15 protein-coding genes are annotated in these 19,422 nt (G+C 35.4%); 8 read left to right on the forward strand and 7 right to left on the reverse strand.

Annotated features, from left to right (window positions below; all coding sequences use genetic code 11):
* Positions 1 to 14: 14 nt before the first annotated feature.
* The 5 genes from porM to topA form a co-directional block, all read right to left on the reverse strand.
* Positions 15 to 1,592 (reverse strand): type IX secretion system motor protein PorM/GldM, encoded by a 1,578-nt coding sequence (gene porM / locus RM520_RS00055; RefSeq protein WP_311386547.1) that lies wholly within the window; start codon positions 1,590 to 1,592, stop codon positions 15 to 17.
* A 44-nt stretch (positions 1,593 to 1,636) separates the two neighbouring features.
* The gene (porL, locus tag RM520_RS00060) at positions 1,637 to 2,299 is read right to left on the reverse strand and encodes a type IX secretion system motor protein PorL/GldL (RefSeq protein ID WP_311383654.1); all 663 of its coding nucleotides are present in this window, start codon (positions 2,297 to 2,299) and stop codon (positions 1,637 to 1,639) included.
* Between the two features lie 98 nt (positions 2,300 to 2,397).
* Positions 2,398 to 3,762 carry a T9SS ring complex lipoprotein PorK/GldK gene (gene porK, locus RM520_RS00065; RefSeq protein ID WP_311383655.1) on the reverse strand — a complete coding sequence of 455 codons (1,365 nt, stop codon included), beginning with the start codon at positions 3,760 to 3,762 and terminating at the stop codon, positions 2,398 to 2,400.
* A gap of 121 nt (positions 3,763 to 3,883) precedes the next feature.
* Positions 3,884 to 5,041 (reverse strand): formimidoylglutamase, encoded by a 1,158-nt coding sequence (locus RM520_RS00070; protein ID WP_311386548.1) that lies wholly within the window; start codon positions 5,039 to 5,041, stop codon positions 3,884 to 3,886.
* A gap of 27 nt (positions 5,042 to 5,068) precedes the next feature.
* Complete coding sequence (topA, locus tag RM520_RS00075) at positions 5,069 to 7,555, reverse strand: type I DNA topoisomerase (protein WP_311386549.1); 2,487 nt, start codon at positions 7,553 to 7,555, stop codon at positions 5,069 to 5,071.
* A 214-nt stretch (positions 7,556 to 7,769) separates the two neighbouring features.
* On the opposite strand from topA, the gene RM520_RS00080 reads away from it, so the two are divergent.
* The gene (locus tag RM520_RS00080; protein WP_311386550.1) at positions 7,770 to 10,910 is read left to right on the forward strand and encodes a WD40/YVTN/BNR-like repeat-containing protein; all 3,141 of its coding nucleotides are present in this window, start codon (positions 7,770 to 7,772) and stop codon (positions 10,908 to 10,910) included.
* 50 nt (positions 10,911 to 10,960) lie between these two features.
* Here RM520_RS00080 and RM520_RS00085 read toward each other — a convergent pair whose 3' ends face one another.
* Positions 10,961 to 11,338 (reverse strand): hypothetical protein, encoded by a 378-nt coding sequence (locus tag RM520_RS00085; RefSeq protein WP_311386551.1) that lies wholly within the window; start codon positions 11,336 to 11,338, stop codon positions 10,961 to 10,963.
* Positions 11,339 to 12,580, reverse strand: coding sequence for an LVIVD repeat-containing protein (locus RM520_RS00090; RefSeq protein WP_311386552.1), 1,242 nt, complete (start codon positions 12,578 to 12,580; stop codon positions 11,339 to 11,341).
* 242 nt (positions 12,581 to 12,822) lie between these two features.
* Between RM520_RS00090 and miaB the strand changes: the two genes are divergently transcribed.
* From miaB to groL, 7 genes are all read left to right on the forward strand, one after another.
* A complete protein-coding gene (miaB, locus tag RM520_RS00095) occupies positions 12,823 to 14,286 on the forward strand; it encodes a tRNA (N6-isopentenyl adenosine(37)-C2)-methylthiotransferase MiaB (RefSeq protein ID WP_311386553.1) in 1,464 nt (487 codons plus the stop codon).
* Position 14,287: 1 nt separating this feature from the next.
* Positions 14,288 to 15,565 (forward strand): sigma-54 interaction domain-containing protein, encoded by a 1,278-nt coding sequence (locus RM520_RS00100; RefSeq protein WP_311386554.1) that lies wholly within the window; start codon positions 14,288 to 14,290, stop codon positions 15,563 to 15,565.
* A gap of 14 nt (positions 15,566 to 15,579) precedes the next feature.
* Positions 15,580 to 16,098 carry an LptE family protein gene (locus RM520_RS00105; protein WP_311383663.1) on the forward strand — a complete coding sequence of 173 codons (519 nt, stop codon included), beginning with the start codon at positions 15,580 to 15,582 and terminating at the stop codon, positions 16,096 to 16,098.
* Position 16,099: 1 nt separating this feature from the next.
* Positions 16,100 to 16,960 carry a DUF8458 domain-containing protein gene (locus RM520_RS00110; protein WP_311383664.1) on the forward strand — a complete coding sequence of 287 codons (861 nt, stop codon included), beginning with the start codon at positions 16,100 to 16,102 and terminating at the stop codon, positions 16,958 to 16,960.
* A gap of 4 nt (positions 16,961 to 16,964) precedes the next feature.
* A complete protein-coding gene (secG, locus tag RM520_RS00115; RefSeq protein WP_311383665.1) occupies positions 16,965 to 17,336 on the forward strand; it encodes a preprotein translocase subunit SecG in 372 nt (123 codons plus the stop codon).
* Between the two features lie 143 nt (positions 17,337 to 17,479).
* A complete protein-coding gene (locus RM520_RS00120; RefSeq protein WP_311383666.1) occupies positions 17,480 to 17,758 on the forward strand; it encodes a co-chaperone GroES in 279 nt (92 codons plus the stop codon).
* Between the two features lie 21 nt (positions 17,759 to 17,779).
* Positions 17,780 to 19,414, forward strand: coding sequence for a chaperonin GroEL (gene groL, locus RM520_RS00125; protein WP_311383667.1), 1,635 nt, complete (start codon positions 17,780 to 17,782; stop codon positions 19,412 to 19,414).
* The last annotated feature ends 8 nt before the right edge of the window (positions 19,415 to 19,422 follow it).

Raw genomic sequence — 19,422 nt, forward strand, 5'->3', positions numbered from 1 at the left:
TTAACTATACTTTATTAGTTTGTAAGCTCAACAACTACAGGAGATACTTTCTTTAACTTGTAGCTCTTGTTATTTGAAATGTAAGCTTGAATATCAAAAATCTGAACAGCATCACCTCTTCTTGCTCTTTTCAAAGCAGATTTAGCAGCTCCGTTCAACTTGTTGCCTTTTACAACAACTGAAGGCTGACCAGGTACTTTGAATTTGAAACCGCTTACGCCGATATTCAACTCAAAATCAAAATCTTCCAACATTGCACTAACAGTAGCAACCTCTAGGTTTCTTCTTGGCATTTTAATACTACCTGGTTCACCACGAACGGCACCAGATGGTCTTGGAATATCTTTAATGCGGAAAGTAGCAGGAGTACTAATTCTTTGTCCGTCAGGTAAAACACCTGATGCACTAATAGTTACCTCTCTACCTTTACCAGGGTTCATTACATATCTACTACCTTTTATTGATCTAAGACCAGGAGCAGAAGCAGTAACCTTGTTATCAGGAATACCAGGAATAGAAATTGTCATTGGATTTGCTACACCACGGTATACTACGTTCATCTTATCAGCAGCAATTACAGCAGCATTTGGCTTGTTGATTGTTGCAAAAGAATTCTTAACCTCAACTGGTACTTCTTTACCGTCTTGCATGAAAGTCAATGTTCCAGCTATTTCATGGTCACCAGCAGAACCAGCACCAATTAACATCTTAACACCACCAGCTTCCAACTTATAGTCTCTACCTTCTGTAAGTTTTCTACCATCTAATGTGATATCAGCTTTAACAGGTGTAGAAGATTTATCGGTTTTGCTAACAATAATTTTACCGTCATATTTATCTCCACTATAAAAGGCAGATTTAGATGCCTCTAAGGAAGTTGTAAAGTTTTTCAATGAAACTGCTTCTGTTAAGTTACCTTCTAATAAACTCTTAAGCACTTCTTGCTCCGTAGTTTTAATATCAGCTTGTAACTGTGTCAACTTGGTTAAAGAAGCTACCATTGGAAAGCCTTCGAAGTGATAGTTCATCCAATCTTGTCTTGAACCATCTCTTTTTTCAACTTTACCGTCGTTCTTCTCATCACTAGTAGCGAATCTACTTTGAACAGCATCCTTAATTCCTTTAAACTTATCTTTAGGTAAAGCGTTTACAACACCTTCACGATAATTATTAATGAAGTCTAAGAATTTTTGTCCTTCTTCAGTTAAAATATCACCTTGAAAGAATTTACCGTCTAAGAAATCTGACTTATCCATAACTACATAATCTTTAGGATCTTCTAAATCTGCAGTCATTTCAGTTTTCAATTCTTCTAAATACGCATAGTATTCAGTAGAAAGTTTATTGACCTCTTGTGCATTCTTGTAAAGTGCACCATATTCTTCTGAGTTTTCAGAAGCTTTTGTAGCCAAGCCTTCAAAGAAGCCCTCGTTACTAGCGGTCATTTTTTCGTTTGAAGTCTGAAGCTTTTCATTCATTAATCCGAATGCAGCTAATACTTCCTTACTCATATTTAAGGCCAACATCGCAATGAAGATCAAATACATAAGGTTGATCATCTTTTGACGTGGTGTTTGTTTTCCTCCTGCCATGGTTTTCTAATTAGTTTTAATTAATATTTGATTTGGGGGTCTAATTAGTTTTTACTCATAGCTGACAACATACCACCGTAAACACCATTTAATGATGAAAGGTTAGTTGCCAAAGACTCCATTTGCTCTTTTAATGCACCAGCATTTTGAACAACTTCTTCGTTGATAGAAGCTTGTCTGCTTGCGCTATCTAATTGTACTTTATAAAGACTATTTAAAGACTCCATTTGAGCTGCGGCATGTGATAACTCTTCAGAGTACTTTTGAGTGTGCTGAATTGCATCAGTAGTAGGAGAAATATTTTTAGCAGCTCCTTCAAAACTTCTGATACTATCACCTAAACTATTGAATAATTCAGTATCAATGTTAGCTTCTTTAAGCATCTCATCTAATTTTCTACCTAAAACACCTTCAGCTTCTTGAGCTTGTTGAACGTCATTTTTACCTCCACTCGCTTGACCATTAGCCAATTCTGGGTATACCAATGACCAATCATATTCGTCATCTACTGGTTCAAATGCACTAATAGCAAATATTAATGCTTCTGTTAAAAGTCCGACGGCTAATAAAAGTGAACCACCGATTGTCATAAATCCTAAATCCACTTCCCAGTGAAGGATTTTAAATAAAGCTCCAATAATTACAACGGACGCACCTAGTCCGTAGGTCATATTCATTAATTTTTTTGTTGATTTTGACTGTGCCATAATTTTAATTTTAATTAAGTTATATAATAATAAGAATTTGGTTACAAGGTTTAAATAACGTTTTCAATACTAAGTATTTACAATTCTATTCTTTTTCTCTATTGGGTTGAATCTTCTTCACCCATATAATCTTGAACGGTTCTAAAACCGATATAGCTTCTTGCTGAATCTTGGTATTCATAATCACGAGTACTTACTTGCAAGAAATAAGCAACGTCTTTCCAAGACCCACCTCGAATTACTTTTCTTTTGTTCTGTCCTGAACCAGCATTTGGGTTCATAGTTGATACATACTCATATGCTCCTGGGTCGTAACTAGAGTTTGTCCACTCTGAAACATTACCAGCCATATTGTATAAGTTGTACTCATTTGGCTCATAAGACTTAGCTTCAACAGTATATAATGCCTGATCCGCAGCATAATCGCCTCTTTGTGGTTTAAAGTTTGCCATAAAGCAACCCGTATCACTAATTACATATGGACCTCCCCAAGGGTAAGTTCCACCTTCAATACCACCACGTGCGGCATATTCCCACTCTGCTTCAGTAGGTAATCTAAACTGATTTACAAACTGCTTACCACGCTCTTTCTGATCATCATTTTTAAACTTAGTTCTCCAATGACAAAACGCTTTGGCTTGTTGCCAGCTAATACCAACAACTGGGTATTCACTGTAAGCATCGTGCCAGAAGTAATCATTATGCATTGGTTCGTTATAAGAATATTCAAAATCACGAATCCAAACCGTGGTATCAGGGTATATTTCAAATTCTTCAGTACGAATGAAATCTTTTCTACTACCCGATTTTGCTCGTGCTGCAGCTTCAATATCCATCCAATTATACTTGTATTTCAATTTTTTAACATCAACAGTTCTTTGACCATTATATGTTTCTTCATCTGGCAAGTAAATAGAATCCACCATGATTTCAGTGTAGAATTCATCTGGATAATCCTCAACATCCCATACTAAATCAACATCCCTATTAAGTGCACGGCCTTCATAACCAGTTTCACCTAATCCAGAATAGTTATCTAACATGTATTTATCATATTCGGTAAGTTTGGTAGTATCTGCATCTTTAAATGCATATTCACCAATACCTTCATCTTCAGGAGTCATTCCTAGCTGATCTGACAAAATTGCCAATTGGGTTCTAACTACGGAGTCTTTTACCCATTCTACAAATTGGCGATACTCACTATTAGTGATTTCAGTATCGTCCATGTAAAAAGAACGCACCGTAACCGTTCTGGTTGGAGCATTCAACACTTGTGCTTGATCTTCCTCAGCTTTACCCATGATGAATGAACCTCTGGGTATTAATTCCATTCCATATGGTTTTTCAGGGTACCATTTCTTTCCTTGTACGCCAACCAACTCCCCTTTGGATTTGGATTTAGAACCACAACTTGTGAGTAAAAAAACAAGCGCTATAGATGATAACAATAGCTTTCTCATACTTTAGGTTAAATTTTCGATTTAAGATTACAAAATGTAAAACACAATTTCATTACTCATAAAACAGGGTTTTGAATAATTTATTGTACGTATTACAATTTATAGATCAAAAAATTTCTGTTTAGTTTAAGCCCTTCTTGTAGGCCTTTAACCACCTTTCAGGAATATTCTGATTACATGCATCTAAATAATCCTGTTGAGTGCATGGTAATAACGCAATCGAATTTGTTTTAGTATGCTCGGGTAAAATGGAAGGGACTTCTACCCACCAACGTTCTGTAATGTGGCTTTTAAAGAAGATAAGCTCTTCAGAGTCTGTTGGTACTGTAAATCTAGTAAAGTCTTCGTCGTTGGAAGTTGGCACTTCGGTAATTCTAAAACTAATTCCCTCAATGAAGTACCAAATAATTTGTGCTGTAAGTTGATGAGATAAAGAAGTATTTTCAATTTCGTAGATACCAAATACTGTTACTTTATCACTCATACCCGCATATCTAGAGATGGCACATATTTCGCGCCCACCAAAACCGTTGGGTGAAAAATTACCTGAAGCTCCCATTTCACTTGCGCGTATTGCTCTCATATCAAGACTAACTAAATGAGCATTGCGCAAAATAGGTTCAGCTAATGAAATATCAGATACAATCTCTCCTAAGCGATAAGCATCAAATAACAACCGATCCATTAAATCTATTTCTTCTTGGGCATTGAAATAACTTTGGTATCCAATGTTTGAAAAATTGTGCAAGTTATTTGGCTTGTCAGTTATTATTCTGCTCATATAAGAATGAGAAGAAATTAATTCATCGTCTTCGCCAAAATCAAAACGGCTATCAATAGACACCATATTAATCATGTCTTTGATTTTGTCAAATGCTCTATATGTGGGAAAAGTAATGTCTTGTGTCGCGCCTATTACTATAGGTATAATTTTTTCTTCTAATAATCCAGCTACAATTTCTTTGACTACAAAATAGGTGTCTTCAACTTTATCGCCAGGTTCTACATCACCAATATCAATAATATTAGAATTCCAGTTCCCCATCATTAAACGGTACAACTGAATACGAACACCACTCGTATCTAATTCCTCTGGTTTTTTTTCAAAAGCATTTCTAGATTCTAAAACCCCAAAAATTGCAACTGTTGCATTAGCAAAAACAGGTAAACCTTTTTTCTCGGTATGTTTGAAGATGTTTTTGCCTAGCGATTGCGGTGGTAAAAATTCAGAAAATGCAAGTACTTTATCACTAACAGGAACCAAAAAATCAAATGCCATTCTAAAATCTTTGGGGGTGTCGTTAAATTATTTTTTTGCTTTAGCCTTAGCTTTTGTTTTCTTTTTCGGTGACTTCTTTTCTATTAGTGCCTGAGCGTCTTCTAAAGAAACTTTTGTAGCATCTATATCTTTAGACAGTTCTACTTTTACTTTTCCTTTTATAATGTTGTGTCTTCCCCATCTAGCTTTTTCAATTCGAATACCTTCATCAGGCCATTCTTGAATAAGTTTATCAATCTCTTTTTGCTTTTTAACCTCAATGAGTTCAACAATATCATCTTTAGTTAAATTATCAAAGTCGTATTTCTTGTTCACATTGATAAACATGCTATTCCATTTGATGAAAGGACCAAAACGACCAACACCTTTAGTCACCTCTTTATCTTCATAATGAGCAATTGGTGCATCAGCTTTTTGCTTTGCAATAATTAACTCAATTGCCCTATCCATATCAACTTCAAAAGCACTCTCACCTTTATCAAGAGAAATAAACTTTTTACCAAACTTCACGTATGGTCCGAAGCGACCCACGCTGGCTTCTACTTCTTCACCTTCATAAACACCAAGTTTACGCGGCAATTCAAAAAGGGTCATCGCCTCTTCAAAAGTAATAGTGGTTATTGATTGATCAGGTAATAAACTTGCAAATCGTTTTTCTTCATCTTCTGCACTGCCAATTTGTGCCATTGGTCCAAACCTTCCTAAACGGACCAATACTGGTTTACCAGTTTTAGGATCCTCGCCTAAAATACGTTCTCCACTTGCTCTATCGGCATTCTCTTCTACATCTAGTACTGTCGGATGAAAATCTTTATAAAAAGATTGCATTACTTTTTGCCAATCTTCTTCACCGGCAGCAATTTCATCAAAGTCTTCTTCAACCTTCGCAGTGAAATTATAATCTAGAATATTTGTAAAATGACTTACCAAAAAGTCGTTCACAATCATGCCTATATCAGTAGGTACCATTTTACCTTTATCTGAACCAACAGTTTCCGTAAGCCCTTTTTCTTTTACTACTCCTGCTTCTAAAATTAATTGGGCATATTTTCTTTCAGTCCCTTCAATAGTTCCTTTTTCAACATATCCTCTATTTAAAATAGTTGAAATGGTTGGTGCGTATGTAGAAGGTCTTCCAATACCAAGCTCTTCTAGTTTTTTAACTAAAGATGCTTCTGTGTAACGATAGGGTGGTCTTGTAAAACGCTCAGTTGCCGAGATATATTTATTAATTAAATTTTCTCCGACAATCATTGCAGGCAGCATACCGTCCTGTTCTTCATTTGTATCTTCTTCATCAGTACTTTCTAAATACACCTTTAAAAAACCATCAAACTTAATAACTTCACCATTAGCAGTAAACTCATCATTATGAGCACTAGCTTTTATTCGAACATTAGTTCTTTCTAACTGAGCGTCACTCATTTGAGAAGCTAGAGTTCTTTTCCAAATTAGCTCATATAACTTTTGCTGATCACGTTCTAATGAAGGTGATTGTAATTTCATATCGGTCGGACGAATTGCCTCATGCGCTTCTTGAGCTCCTTTAGACTTCCCAGTGTAACTTCTAACAGTACTATATTTTTCGCCAAAACTATCAACAATAGCATCTTTTGCCGCTGTCAATGCTTCTTTTGAAAGGTTAACACTATCGGTTCTCATGTATGTAATTAAACCGGCTTCATATAGTCTTTGGGCAACTTGCATTGTACGACCAACAGAGAAATATAGTTTGCGTGATGCTTCTTGCTGTAATGTTGATGTTGTAAATGGTGCAGCAGGTGATTTTTTTGCCGGTTTTTTATCCAACTTAGCTACGGAGAAATCTGCACCAATATTATTTTTTAAAAACGATTCAGCATCTGTTTTTGAAGCAAAGGTTTTTGACAATTTTGCTTCAAAAACTTTTCCTTTTTCAGTTTTAAACTCAGCTTTTATGCGATAAGATGCCTCAGGAGTAAAAGCTTCAATTTCACGGGCTCTTTCAACAATTAAACGAACAGCGACTGATTGTACACGACCTGCCGACAGACCTGGTTTTATTTTTTTCCAAAGCACTGGTGAAAGTTGATAACCAACTAACCTATCTAGAACCCTACGCGCTTGCTGAGCATTAACCAAGTTATAATTAATTTCTCTTGGATTTTCAATGGCACGTTGAATTGCTGACTTTGTAATAGAGTTAAAAACGATTCTTTTGGTCTTGCTTTTTTCTAAACCTAGTTCTTCGGCTAAATGCCAAGAAATAGCTTCTCCCTCTCTATCTTCATCACTTGCCAGCCATATCATTTCTGCTTTTTTAGCCAAACCTTTAAGCTTGGTTACTAAAGCTTTCTTCTCTTTATCGACTATATATTTTGGTTGAAAATTATTATCGACATCAACGCCTAATTCTTTTGATGGAAGATCAGCGATATGTCCAAAACTAGATTCTACTTGAAAATCTTTTCCAAGAAAACGTTCGATGGTTTTTGCTTTGGCTGGGGACTCTACAATTACTAAATTCTTTGGCATTCAATAGGTTTTGCGAAAACAAAAGTATATGAATTTTTTGATTTTCTTCAAATCCGTAAAACATAGTAGAGCTAATTACCAAAATAATTCAAGTACATAGTAACCACAACACATGAACATTGCATTAGCTTTTACATTACTTTTTTAATTACTTTTAAGACTAGCTTTTGAGTGCACTCATAGCTTTTTAAAAATCCAACCAAAATAAATACTGATGAGAACTTACTATCTAATTCCTCTTTTTTTATTATTTCTTTTTCCTTTTGAATCAAGTCTAGCACAACGCAAGAACAAAAAAGTCACTGAGGTATCAATTAGTGAGTCCCTTTATAATGGAATGGAATGGCGTTCTATAGGTCCTTTTCGTGGTGGTCGCGCTGGCACCGTAGCTGGGGTATCTCATAACCCAAACCTCTATTACATGGGTACGGCTGGCGGTGGCGTTTGGCAAACAACAGATGCAGGCAGCACTTGGGAGTGTATTTCAGATGGCTATTTTGGAGGTTCTATTGGAGCAGTTGCTGTATCAGAATCAGACCCCAACGTGATTTATGTTGGTGAAGGTGAACAAACATTGCGTGGAAATGTTTCTTCAGGTAACGGTATTTGGAAGAGTTTAGACGCAGGTAAAACTTGGGATTTTATCGGTTTAAAAGGATCTGAACATATTTCCAGAATTAGAATACACCCAAAAAACCCAGATTTAGTATATGTTGCCGCAATTGGTAACCTATGGAAGCCTAATGAAACAAGGGGAGTTTACCGTTCTTCTGACGGAGGAGCTAGTTGGGAGAAAATATTATATGTGAGTGAAAAGGCTGGAGCCGGAGATTTAATTTTAGATCCAAATAACCCAAGAGTAATTTACGCTGCAACCTGGCAAATGAAAAGAAATGGTTATCGAATGGATAGCGGTGGTCCAGACAGTAAACTCTTTAAAAGTACAGATGGTGGAAATTCTTGGTCAGATATATCTAAACTACCGGGTTTACCTAAAGGACCGTGGGGTATTGTTGGTATTGCCATTTCTCCAGTAGATTCTAATAGAATTTGGACTATTATAGAAGCTGATGAAGGTGGTGTTTACCGATCGGATGACGGTGGAAAAACTTGGGCGAAAATCAATCAGAACAGAGCATTACGTCAAAGAGCCTGGTATTATAGTCGTATTACTGCAGACACTCAAAATGTTGATAAGGTATATGTAATGAATGTTAGTTACGGAGTATCAACTGATGGTGGTAAAACATTTACTTTAAAAAATGCTCCCCATGGAGATCACCATGATTTATGGATTGACCCGAATAACAATAACAGAATGGTAATTGCCGATGACGGTGGAGCACAAGTTTCAAATGATGGAGGTAATAATTGGACAACCTATTATAACCAACCAACTTCCCAGTTTTATAGAGTAGCTACTGACAATCAATTTCCCTATCGTATTTATGGAGCACAGCAAGATAATAGTACAGTCAGAATTTATCATAGAACTGCGGGTAATTCAATTACGGAAAGTGATTGGGAACCCACTTCAGGAGGTGAAAGTGCTCACCTAGCTCCAGATCCTAATGATAATAATATTGTTTACGGAGGAACTTATAAAGGCTACATGATGCGAACTGACCATTCAATCGATCAAACACGTTCCGTAAATGTTTGGCCTGATAATCCTGCTGGTTCCGGAGCGGAAGTAATGAAGTATCGTTTTAACTGGAATTTCCCAGTTAAATTTAGCATCCATGATTCTAATAAACTTTATGCTGGTTCTAATTACCTTCATGTTACAACTAACGAAGGGCAAAGTTGGCAAACTATTTCTCCTGATTTAACACGTGGGCTTCCTGAAACAATAGAATCTTCCGGTGGTCCGATTACACAAGATAATACTGGAGCAGAATTCTATTCTAACATTTTCGTTATTAATGAATCACCTCTAGAAGAGGGTGTTATTTGGATTGGTACCGATGATGGTCTTATTCAAATTAGTCGGGACAATGGTGCAAATTGGGAAAACATTACACCACCTAATGGCATGTCACCCAAACTAAATATGATTAATAGTATTGATCCTAGTCCTTTCAAAAAGGGCACTGCTTATGTGGCCGCAACTTCATATAAATTTGGTGACTACACTCCATATCTATACAAAACAAATGACTATGGTAAATCATGGACTTTAATTACTAAAGGCATAAAAAATAATCATTATACTCGGGTTATCAGAACAGATAAAGTTCGAGAAGGTCTTTTATATGCAGGAACTGAATGGGGAATGTATATGTCATTTGATGATGGCGCTAACTGGCAATCTTTGCAGTTAAACCTACCAATTACTGCAATAAGAGATTTAGAAGTTAGAGATAATGATTTAATTGCCGCTACTCATGGTCGTAGTTTTTGGATTATTGATGATTTGACGCCACTTCATCAGTTATCGGCAGATTTAGAAAATAAAGATGCACACCTATACAAACCGGACAATGCTTACCGTATGCAACAATCTGGTTGGGGAAGGGCCAACATGAAATTAGAAGGTACTAATCATCCTAATGGAGCAATTTTCAACTATTATGTTGCTAACCATAATGCCAGTGACATTATCCAATTAGATATATTAGAATCAGATGGAAAACTAATTCAAAGTTTTTCTACTAATGCCAAAAAGAGCAAGAATGACCCAAGCGCTCCAAAAAAATTAAATGTAAAAACTGGAGGAAATAGATTTGTTTGGAATATGAGATACCCAGGTTTTACAACATTCGATGGTATGGTTTTATATTCATCACCTAATAGAGGACCAAAAGCCGTACCCGGAACTTATAAGGTGAGACTTACATATAATGGTAATTCTCAAGAAGAAGAATTTACTATAATTAAAGATCCTAGACTTCCTAATAGTGATGTAGATTTTAAAAATCAATTTGATTTTCTTATTTCGGTACGAAATGAAGTAAGTAAGGCAAATCAAGCTATTACCGATATTCGAAAAGTAAAGAAAGACTTGGAATATGTTAGTTCAAAATCAGTAGGTAAAAGTGAACTTGAGGATATGATTACTGAATTCACAACTAAACTAGAAGTGATTGAAAACAACATTCACATGACCAAAAACCAAAGTAGACAAGATCCTTTAAACTATGGAATTAGGATTAACAATAGACTAGCTTTTTTAATGGCTGATTCACAACGCGGCGACTATCCACCTACTGACCAATCTAAGGCATTTTTTATTGAAGTAAAAAAGGAACTAGAAGTTGAACTACAAGCTTTAAAGGAATTAATGAGTAGTTATATTTCAAAAATAAACACTCAAGTATCTGAAAGTAATCTTAAAATGATATCTCAAGATTAGATTTATGGTGTAGGTACTAAAAGAATTTTTAGTACCTGCTATACTTTTAATTAAAAAGGTTCATACACTAAAATTGCACGGCCATTTTCACATATTATGCCATTTGGCTGCAATACAATGGCACAATCAGAAATCAATCCCTCCCTCTCATTAAATGCTTTAGAATCCGAATTATATTGTTCAACTAGTTCAAGAAATGTTTCGGTATTTATCGCTACCGAATAGGCAATAAAACTGCTAGGACCGCCACATGGTTTAGCACCTAAACCTACAATTCGCCATTCGGCACTATCCTCACAGGGTACACTTTCTGCCATTGCCAAAATCTCGTTCAATTGCTCGTTCAAGCTATCTCGAGATGATTCATCATCATTACTACAAGATGAAAACGTAATAAGTAATACAACAAAAATCAAATACCTTATCATTTAATTCAGATTTAAAGAGCTTATCAATCGAATATCATCATTCAAATATTCATATTGATATAAAATTTCATCACCAATCATTAGCAACTGATTCTCTAATGGGATAACATCAAAAGTTATAATATCTTCAAAGTGATTTAATTGCTCTAAATCAGGAATATCTGATTTGTCATAAACTTTTAGGCCTGAAGCCCCATCACAAACGAATAGCTTGTCATCTTTTACACCTATACCATATGGTTCATCCATGGGATATATCACTTGAAGTTCTGGCGATTCTATGGTTGTGATATCAATAATGTAAAGCCCACTTTCCGTAGCTCCACAAAAATTACCACCACGCAAAGTTACATAGGCGTAATTTTCGTCCACAACAACAGGATCACAAGCAGTACCATGCTGAAATTCAGAAACAAAGGTTGGTGTAGCTGGAGATGAGATATTATATATATACATTCCTCTCATACTACCTAAAAACAAATGTTCACCGCGGTTGAAAATTGTTTCGATATCAAACCCTGCAAAAACATCTTCTAAGTCTTTAGGATTTTCTAAATCAGAAATTTCAAAAACATTGATTTGATGACTATCAACTGCATACAAATAATCATCTACAATTTTAAATCGTGCTAAAGAACCACCTTGACCCGTATCTCCGCCTGCGTCATTTGCAGTAACTGCTTCATCAATAAACAATTCGGGTTGTTCCACATCTGCAATTCGCCGTCGCTCTGTAACTGTTTCCCAACCAACTATAAGTTCATTTTCATAGTCTATATCTTGCCATTCAAATATTTGAGCCTCAAATGGAAAAATCACATTATCACGTAATACGTTTTCCAATCTATTCACAATACTAATATTATTCATATCTGATATATCAAGAACCACTAGATCTGTTAAACTATCAGCATATAAAAAATCATCTTTAATAGAAATATCAACATTACCAGCAATCTTGATGAAAGAAATTTTTTGAGGTGTATCCGGGTTTGAATTATCAATAACATGAACACCTTTATATTTATCATTAATGAAAATGTAATCTTGATAAGCATAAATTTTACCAGATTCATCGATAGGTAATGGCGCTACAATGTCGACACTATTTGCAAATTCTACCCGACTCATAACTAAAGGTCTCGCCACTAAATAATCAGCAAATTCGCCATTGTCATTATCATCATTACAAGACAAAAACACCAATATTGTTAAGAGCATAAGAAGGGCTATTTTTTTCATTTTGTTTAATTTTTTGTAAAGGGTTATGTTGTATTGATGAAATTTCTTAAACAAAGTTGCGTATAAAACTTTTATTACAATGTTAAATCTAATGCAAGGTCAAATACAAGTCAAAGTCCATTACTTGTTAAAATAACAATGATATATTACGTCAAAAACATAAAATAAGCCTAAAACACACTGTCATATTGTCATATAAATAAGTTTAAGTACTATCTTTGCAGATGCTAAATAAAGCCATAATGAAACCTACTTTAGGTACAGAAAAAGTATTAGATGAGACTGTTCAAGGTACCACCTTGACCCTCTCTGAAAACTCAAAGAATACGCGTAAGCTATATATTGAAAGTTATGGCTGTGCAATGAATTTCTCTGATAGTGAAATTGTAGCTTCAATTTTAGAAAAAGAGGGCTTTAACACAACCCAAGAATTGGCCGAAGCAGATTTAGTACTCGTTAATACCTGCTCAATTAGAGAAAAAGCTGAATTGACTGTTCGTAAACGTTTAGAAAAATTCAATGCCGTCAAAAAGATTAATCCAAAAATGAAAGTTGGGGTTTTGGGATGTATGGCCGAGCGTTTAAAGGATAAATTTTTAGATGAGGAAAAAATTGTTGACATGGTCGTTGGCCCTGATGCATACAAAGACTTACCACATTTAATTCAAGAAATTGACGAAGGAAGGAATGCAGTAAATGTTATTCTTTCAAAGGATGAAACTTATGGCGATGTTGCACCTGTAAGATTGAATACCAATGGAGTCAACGCCTTTGTTTCAATAACAAGAGGTTGCGATAATATGTGCACATTCTGCGTTGTGCCTTTTACTCGCGGACGTGAACGTAGTCGAAATCCACAATCTATCATAGAAGAAATAAATGATTTGTGGGATAAAGGTTTTAGAGAAATTACCTTATTGGGTCAAAATGTGGACAGTTATTTATGGTATGGTGGAGGTTTAAAAAAAGACTTTGAAAAAGCTTCTGAAATTCAAAAAGCAACCTCTGTAAACTTCTCAAAACTTTTAGAACTATGTGCTTTAGCGCAACCTAAAATGCGAATCCGATTTTCTACATCAAACCCTCAAGACATGACACTTGATGTTATTGAGACGATGGCTCAGTATGAAAATATTTGCAACTATATTCATTTGCCAGTTCAAAGCGGAAGTAATCGCATACTTAAAGCGATGAATCGCTTGCATACGAGGGAAGAATACTTCGAGCTTATAGATAATATTAGAAAACTGATTCCTGATTGTTCTATTAGTCAAGATATGATATCTGGTTTTCCAACAGAAACGGAAGAAGACCATCAAGATACTCTCTCGTTAATGGAATATGTAAAATATGATTACGGATTTATGTTCGCTTACTCTGAACGCCCTGGAACAATGGCGGCAAGAAAGTTAGACGATGATGTACCCGAAGATGTCAAAAAAAGAAGACTAGCAGAGGTCATAGCATTACAAAGAAAACATGGCCATTATAGAACTCAGCAACATGTTGGAAAAACGCAGGAGATTTTAATTGAAGGAACTTCGAAAAAATCTGACGCACATTGGATGGGTAGAAATTCTCAAAACACTGTAGCCGTTTTTCCAAAAGAACATTACAAAAAAGGTGATTTTGTAATGGTTAAGATAAATGATTGTACCTCAGCAACCTTAATTGGTGAAGCTGTTGCTTATTCTAAGAACAACTAAGATGGAAAGTGTACAGGCTATAAAACAGCGTTTTGAGCTTATTGGTAATGACCCAAAACTCAATCGTGCCATCGAAAAATCGATTCAGGTAGCACCTACCGATATTTCTGTTTTGGTTACTGGTGAAAGTGGTGTCGGTAAGGAATCAATTCCAAAAATCATTCATTCTTTATCTCACCGCAAACATGCTAAGTATATCGCTGTGAATTGCGGTGCAATTCCTGAAGGGACCATAGATAGTGAGTTATTTGGGCATGAAAAAGGAGCTTTTACAGGAGCCACGCAGACGAGAAGAGGTTATTTTGAAGTTGCCGATGGCGGAACTATATTTTTAGATGAGGTTGGTGAATTACCTCTCACTACGCAAGTTAGGTTGCTCAGAGTTCTTGAGAATGGTGAATTTTTGAAAGTTGGATCTTCTCAAGTTCAAAAAACTGATGTTAGAATTGTAGCTGCTACAAACGTAAATATGTTTGAAGCTATTAAAAAGGAAAAATTTAGAGAAGATTTATATTATCGCCTAAGCACTGTAGAAATTGGCATTCCACCATTAAGAGAACGACAAGATGACATTCACTTATTATTTAGAAAATTCGCCTCAGACTTTGGTCAAAAATATAAGATGCCAACTATTAGACTATCGGATGATGCTGTCAACCTATTATTGAAATACAGATGGCCTGGTAATATCCGACAATTACGCAATATTGCGGAACAAGTTTCGGTATTAGAAGAAAAAAGAATAGTTACCGCCACTACCCTTAATGGTTACTTACCAAATTCAAATAGTACAAATCTACCGGCAGTAGTTGGAGATTCTGAAAAAAGAGGTGGTGACTTTAGCAATGAAAGAGAAATTTTATATAAGGTTCTTTTTGATATGAAAGGGGACCTTAATGATTTAAAAAAATTAACTCTGGAGCTGCTAAAGAATAATGATTCTGACAAGGTTCAAGAAGAAAATGAAACATTGATTCAAAAAATATACGGAAGTAAAGACGAACCTGAAATTCCGGTTGAAAATACTGAAATTGCAGCGGAAGTATTACAACTACCTGAACCGGTCATTGAAAATTCAAATCCGATTATCACTCAGGAAGACCGTTATCATTTTGCTGAAGAGATTCAGGAAGAAGAAACCCTTTCATTACAAGAAAAGGAGATTGAGTTGATAAAAAAATCTCTAGAACGAAATCGAGGTAAACGAAAAGCGGCGGCTTCTGAACTGGGAATATCTGAACGTACTCTTTACAGAAAAATAAAACAATACGATTTGTGATGAATTTTAGAAAAATGACAAAAAAAATCTTGCTATTAATAATTATCACTTCAACTATAGTTTTAAATGGGTGCGGTGTATATAACTTTTCTGGAGCAAGTACGGGTACTGCAGAGAGTTTTCAAGTAAATTTCTTTCAGAACTACGCAGATCAATCACCAGGTTCCACTATTGAACCTCAATTAGATCGTGATTTCACGAACGCTTTACAAGATGTTATTACCAATTTGACTAGTTTGAACTTAACCGGTAATAATGGTGATTTAGTTTATGAAGGAGAAATTGTTGAATATCGAGTTTCGCCTATGTCTGCAACAGCAAATCAAACTGCTGCTCAAAACAGGTTAACTATGAGCGTTAACGTAAGATTTTTTAATACGACGAAAGAGGATTCGGATTTTGAAAAGAGATTTTCTTTTTTCTTTGATTTTCCTGCAACTCAATTGTTAGAATCGATTAAAAGTCAGGCACACGAAGAGCTTTTTGAACGTATTACACAAGATATTTTTAATGAATCATTAGCTGATTGGTAAAATGAACGTAGCCGACTTTATACATATTCTTCAAAAATCAGATACCATTCTATCTCCTTCTCAAACTAGAGAATTAGAAGAAATGATTGAAGAATATCCGTATTTTCAAGCGGCACGTGCTTTACATTTAAAAGGGCTTAAAAATTTAGACAGTTATAAATACAACAATGCCTTAAAAATTACGGCGGCTCATTCCGCCGATAGAGAGGTACTTTTTGATTTTATTACTACTCCTGAATTTACCCAAAATGAAATTGCCAATAGTATTCTTGGCAGAACCACTAAACTAGAAGAAAAAGAAGCTATTTCAGAAGAAATAGAACCAAATCCAGATACGGAAATTATTCTTGGTGAAACTGAAGAGAAGAGTGCTTTACCCCAAAATATAAAGGATGCGGAAGACATTTTAAATCCTGAACTATTTGAAACAAAAGAAGTTGAATTTACTGAAAATGATACTGCGAAACTTGAAATAGGCAAACCATTACCGTTTACAGTTAGTGAAAAGCACTCATTTAATGAGTGGTTGCAACTAACTTCAAAAAAACCTATTCATAGAAGTGCTGAAGAAAAGAAACTAGAAAAGCAGAAAAAGTTTGATTTGCTTGATAAATTTATTGAAAATAAACCCAGAATAATACCAAAAGAAGATTCTACTACAAAAATCAATATTAAGGCTTCTGTAAAAATTGACCAAGATGAGTTGATGACAGAAACCTTGGCCAAGGTTTATTTGGAGCAAAAAAAGTACAAAAAAGCGATTCAGGCTTTTAAAATATTGAGTTTGAAATATCCGGAAAAAAGTGGTTTCTTTGCAGACCAAATTCGGAGAGTGAAGAATTTGCAGAAAGAAAACGAGTGAAATAATGAGTACGTTTACTATATTTTTAATTTTAATAATCGTTGTTTGCCTATTGTTGATTTTGGTCATTATGGTTCAAAATCCTAAAGGCGGAGGTTTATCTTCTTCTTTTGGTGGAGGTGGAAACCAAGTTGTTGGTGGTGTTAAAAAAACAGGCGATTTTCTTGACAAGAGTACTTGGACATTGTCCGGGCTTTTAATAGTCTTAATTCTTTTATCAAATGTTGCTTTAAAAGGTAACTATGGTCAAGCAGAATCTAAATTACTGCAAGGTGGTGATGATATAGAAAATACGATACCTGAAACTGTACCAGATGAAATTCCAGAAGAAGTTCCTGCTTCTGAAGGAACCAATCCATTGGATACTATTCAGTAGAATCAAAATACATAAAAACAAAAATGCCAGCTTAGATGACAAGCTGGCATTTTTGCTTTAAAATAATGTCAGTTTTTATGTAATGGCATAATTTCTGCCAAATCTTAAAGAGAATATTAAACAAATACCTAAAATTTATAAAAATGGCTAAAGTTAACATTAAACCATTGGCAGATAGAGTTCTAATCGAGCCTATGGCAGCTGAAACTAAAACGGCATCTGGTCTTATAATCCCTGACACCGCTAAAGAAAAACCACAGAAAGGAAAAGTAGTTGCAGTAGGACCTGGAACCAAAGATGAGAACATGACCGTAAAGGTTGGTGATTCAGTTTTATACGGTAAGTACGCTGGTACTGAACTAAAATTAGAAGGTACCGATTATTTAATGATGCGCGAAAGTGACATTTTAGCAATAGTATAATTTAATAAAACAACTAAGAAAATGGCAAAAGATATTAAGTTTGATATAGATGCACGTGATGGCCTTAAAAAAGGTGTTGATGCATTGGCAAATGCAGTTAAAGTAACCTTAGGACCAAAAGGAAGAAATGTTATTATTAGCAAATCATTCGGTGCACCTCAAGTAACCAAAGATGGAGTTACTGTAGCGAAAGAAATTGAACTAGAGAATGCCCTCGAAAACATGGGTGCTCAAATGGTAAAAGAAGTTGCGTCAAAAACTAATGATTTAGCAGGTGATGGTACAACAACTGCGACAGTTCTTGCACAAGCAATAGTAAAAGAAGGTCTAAAAAATGTTGCTGCTGGGGCAAACCCGATGGATTTGAAAAGAGGTATCGATAAAGCAGTAGAAGCTATTGTAGAAAACTTATCGAAACAATCTAAAAAAGTAGGTGATTCTTCTGACAAGATTAAACAAGTTGCCTCTATATCAGCAAACAATGACGAAACTATTGGGGATTTAATTGCCCAAGCATTCGGAAAAGTTGGAAAAGAAGGCGTAATTACTGTTGAAGAAGCTAAAGGAACTGATACTTACGTTGACGTAGTTGAAGGTATGCAATTCGACAGAGGATATCTTTCTCCCTATTTCGTAACGGATTCTGAAAAGATGGTTGCAGATTTAGAAAATCCGTACATACTTCTTTTTGATAAGAAAATCTCTTCAATGAAAGATTTACTTCCAGTATTAGAGCCTGTTGCTCAATCAGGAAAGCCACTTCTAATTATAGCTGAAGATGTTGATGGAGAGGCTTTAGCTACCCTAGTGGTAAATAAATTGAGAGGTTCTTTAAAAATTGCCGCTGTTAAAGCTCCTGGATTCGGAGATAGAAGAAAAGCAATGCTAGAGGACATTGCTATCTTGACAAATGGTACCGTTATCTCTGAAGAAAGAGGTTTTTCTCTTGAAACTGCCACTATTGACATGTTAGGTACTACTGAAAGAGTAACAATAGATAAAGACAACACTACCATTGTAAACGGTGCTGGCGATGCAAAAACTATTAAAACTCGTGTAAACCAAATAAAATCTCAAATCGAAACTACGACTTCAGATTATGATAAGGAAAAACTTCAAGAGCGTTTAGCAAAATTAGCTGGTGGAGTAGCTGTACTTTATGTAGGTGCTGCTTCTGAAGTTGAAATGAAAGAGAAAAAAGATCGTGTAGACGATGCTTTGCATGCTACTAGAGCTGCTGTTGAAGAAGGTATTGTTGCTGGTGGAGGTGTTGCACTAGTAAGATCAAAATCTTTACTGACTAAAGTTGAAACTGAAAATGAGGACGAAGCTACAGGATTACAAATTGTAGCACGTGCTATTGAAGCTCCATTAAGAACAATTGTTGAAAATGCGGGTGGCGAAGGTTCTGTTGTGGTAGCTAAGATTTTAGACGGCAAAGGAGATTATGGTTATGATGCTAAATCTGACAAATATGTTGAGATGATGAAAGCAGGTATCATTGATCCTAAGAAAGTAACTAGAGTTGCACTTGAAAATGCTGCTTCTGTTTCAGGCATGATCCTTACTACAGAATGTGCATTAACTGATATCAAAGAAGATGCTCCAGCCGCTATGCCACCAATGGGTGGTGGTGGAATGCCAGGCATGATGTAATCTAAAGA

This window comes from Croceitalea vernalis (assembly GCF_031846405.1).
Lineage (GTDB): Bacteria > Bacteroidota > Bacteroidia > Flavobacteriales > Flavobacteriaceae > Croceitalea > Croceitalea vernalis.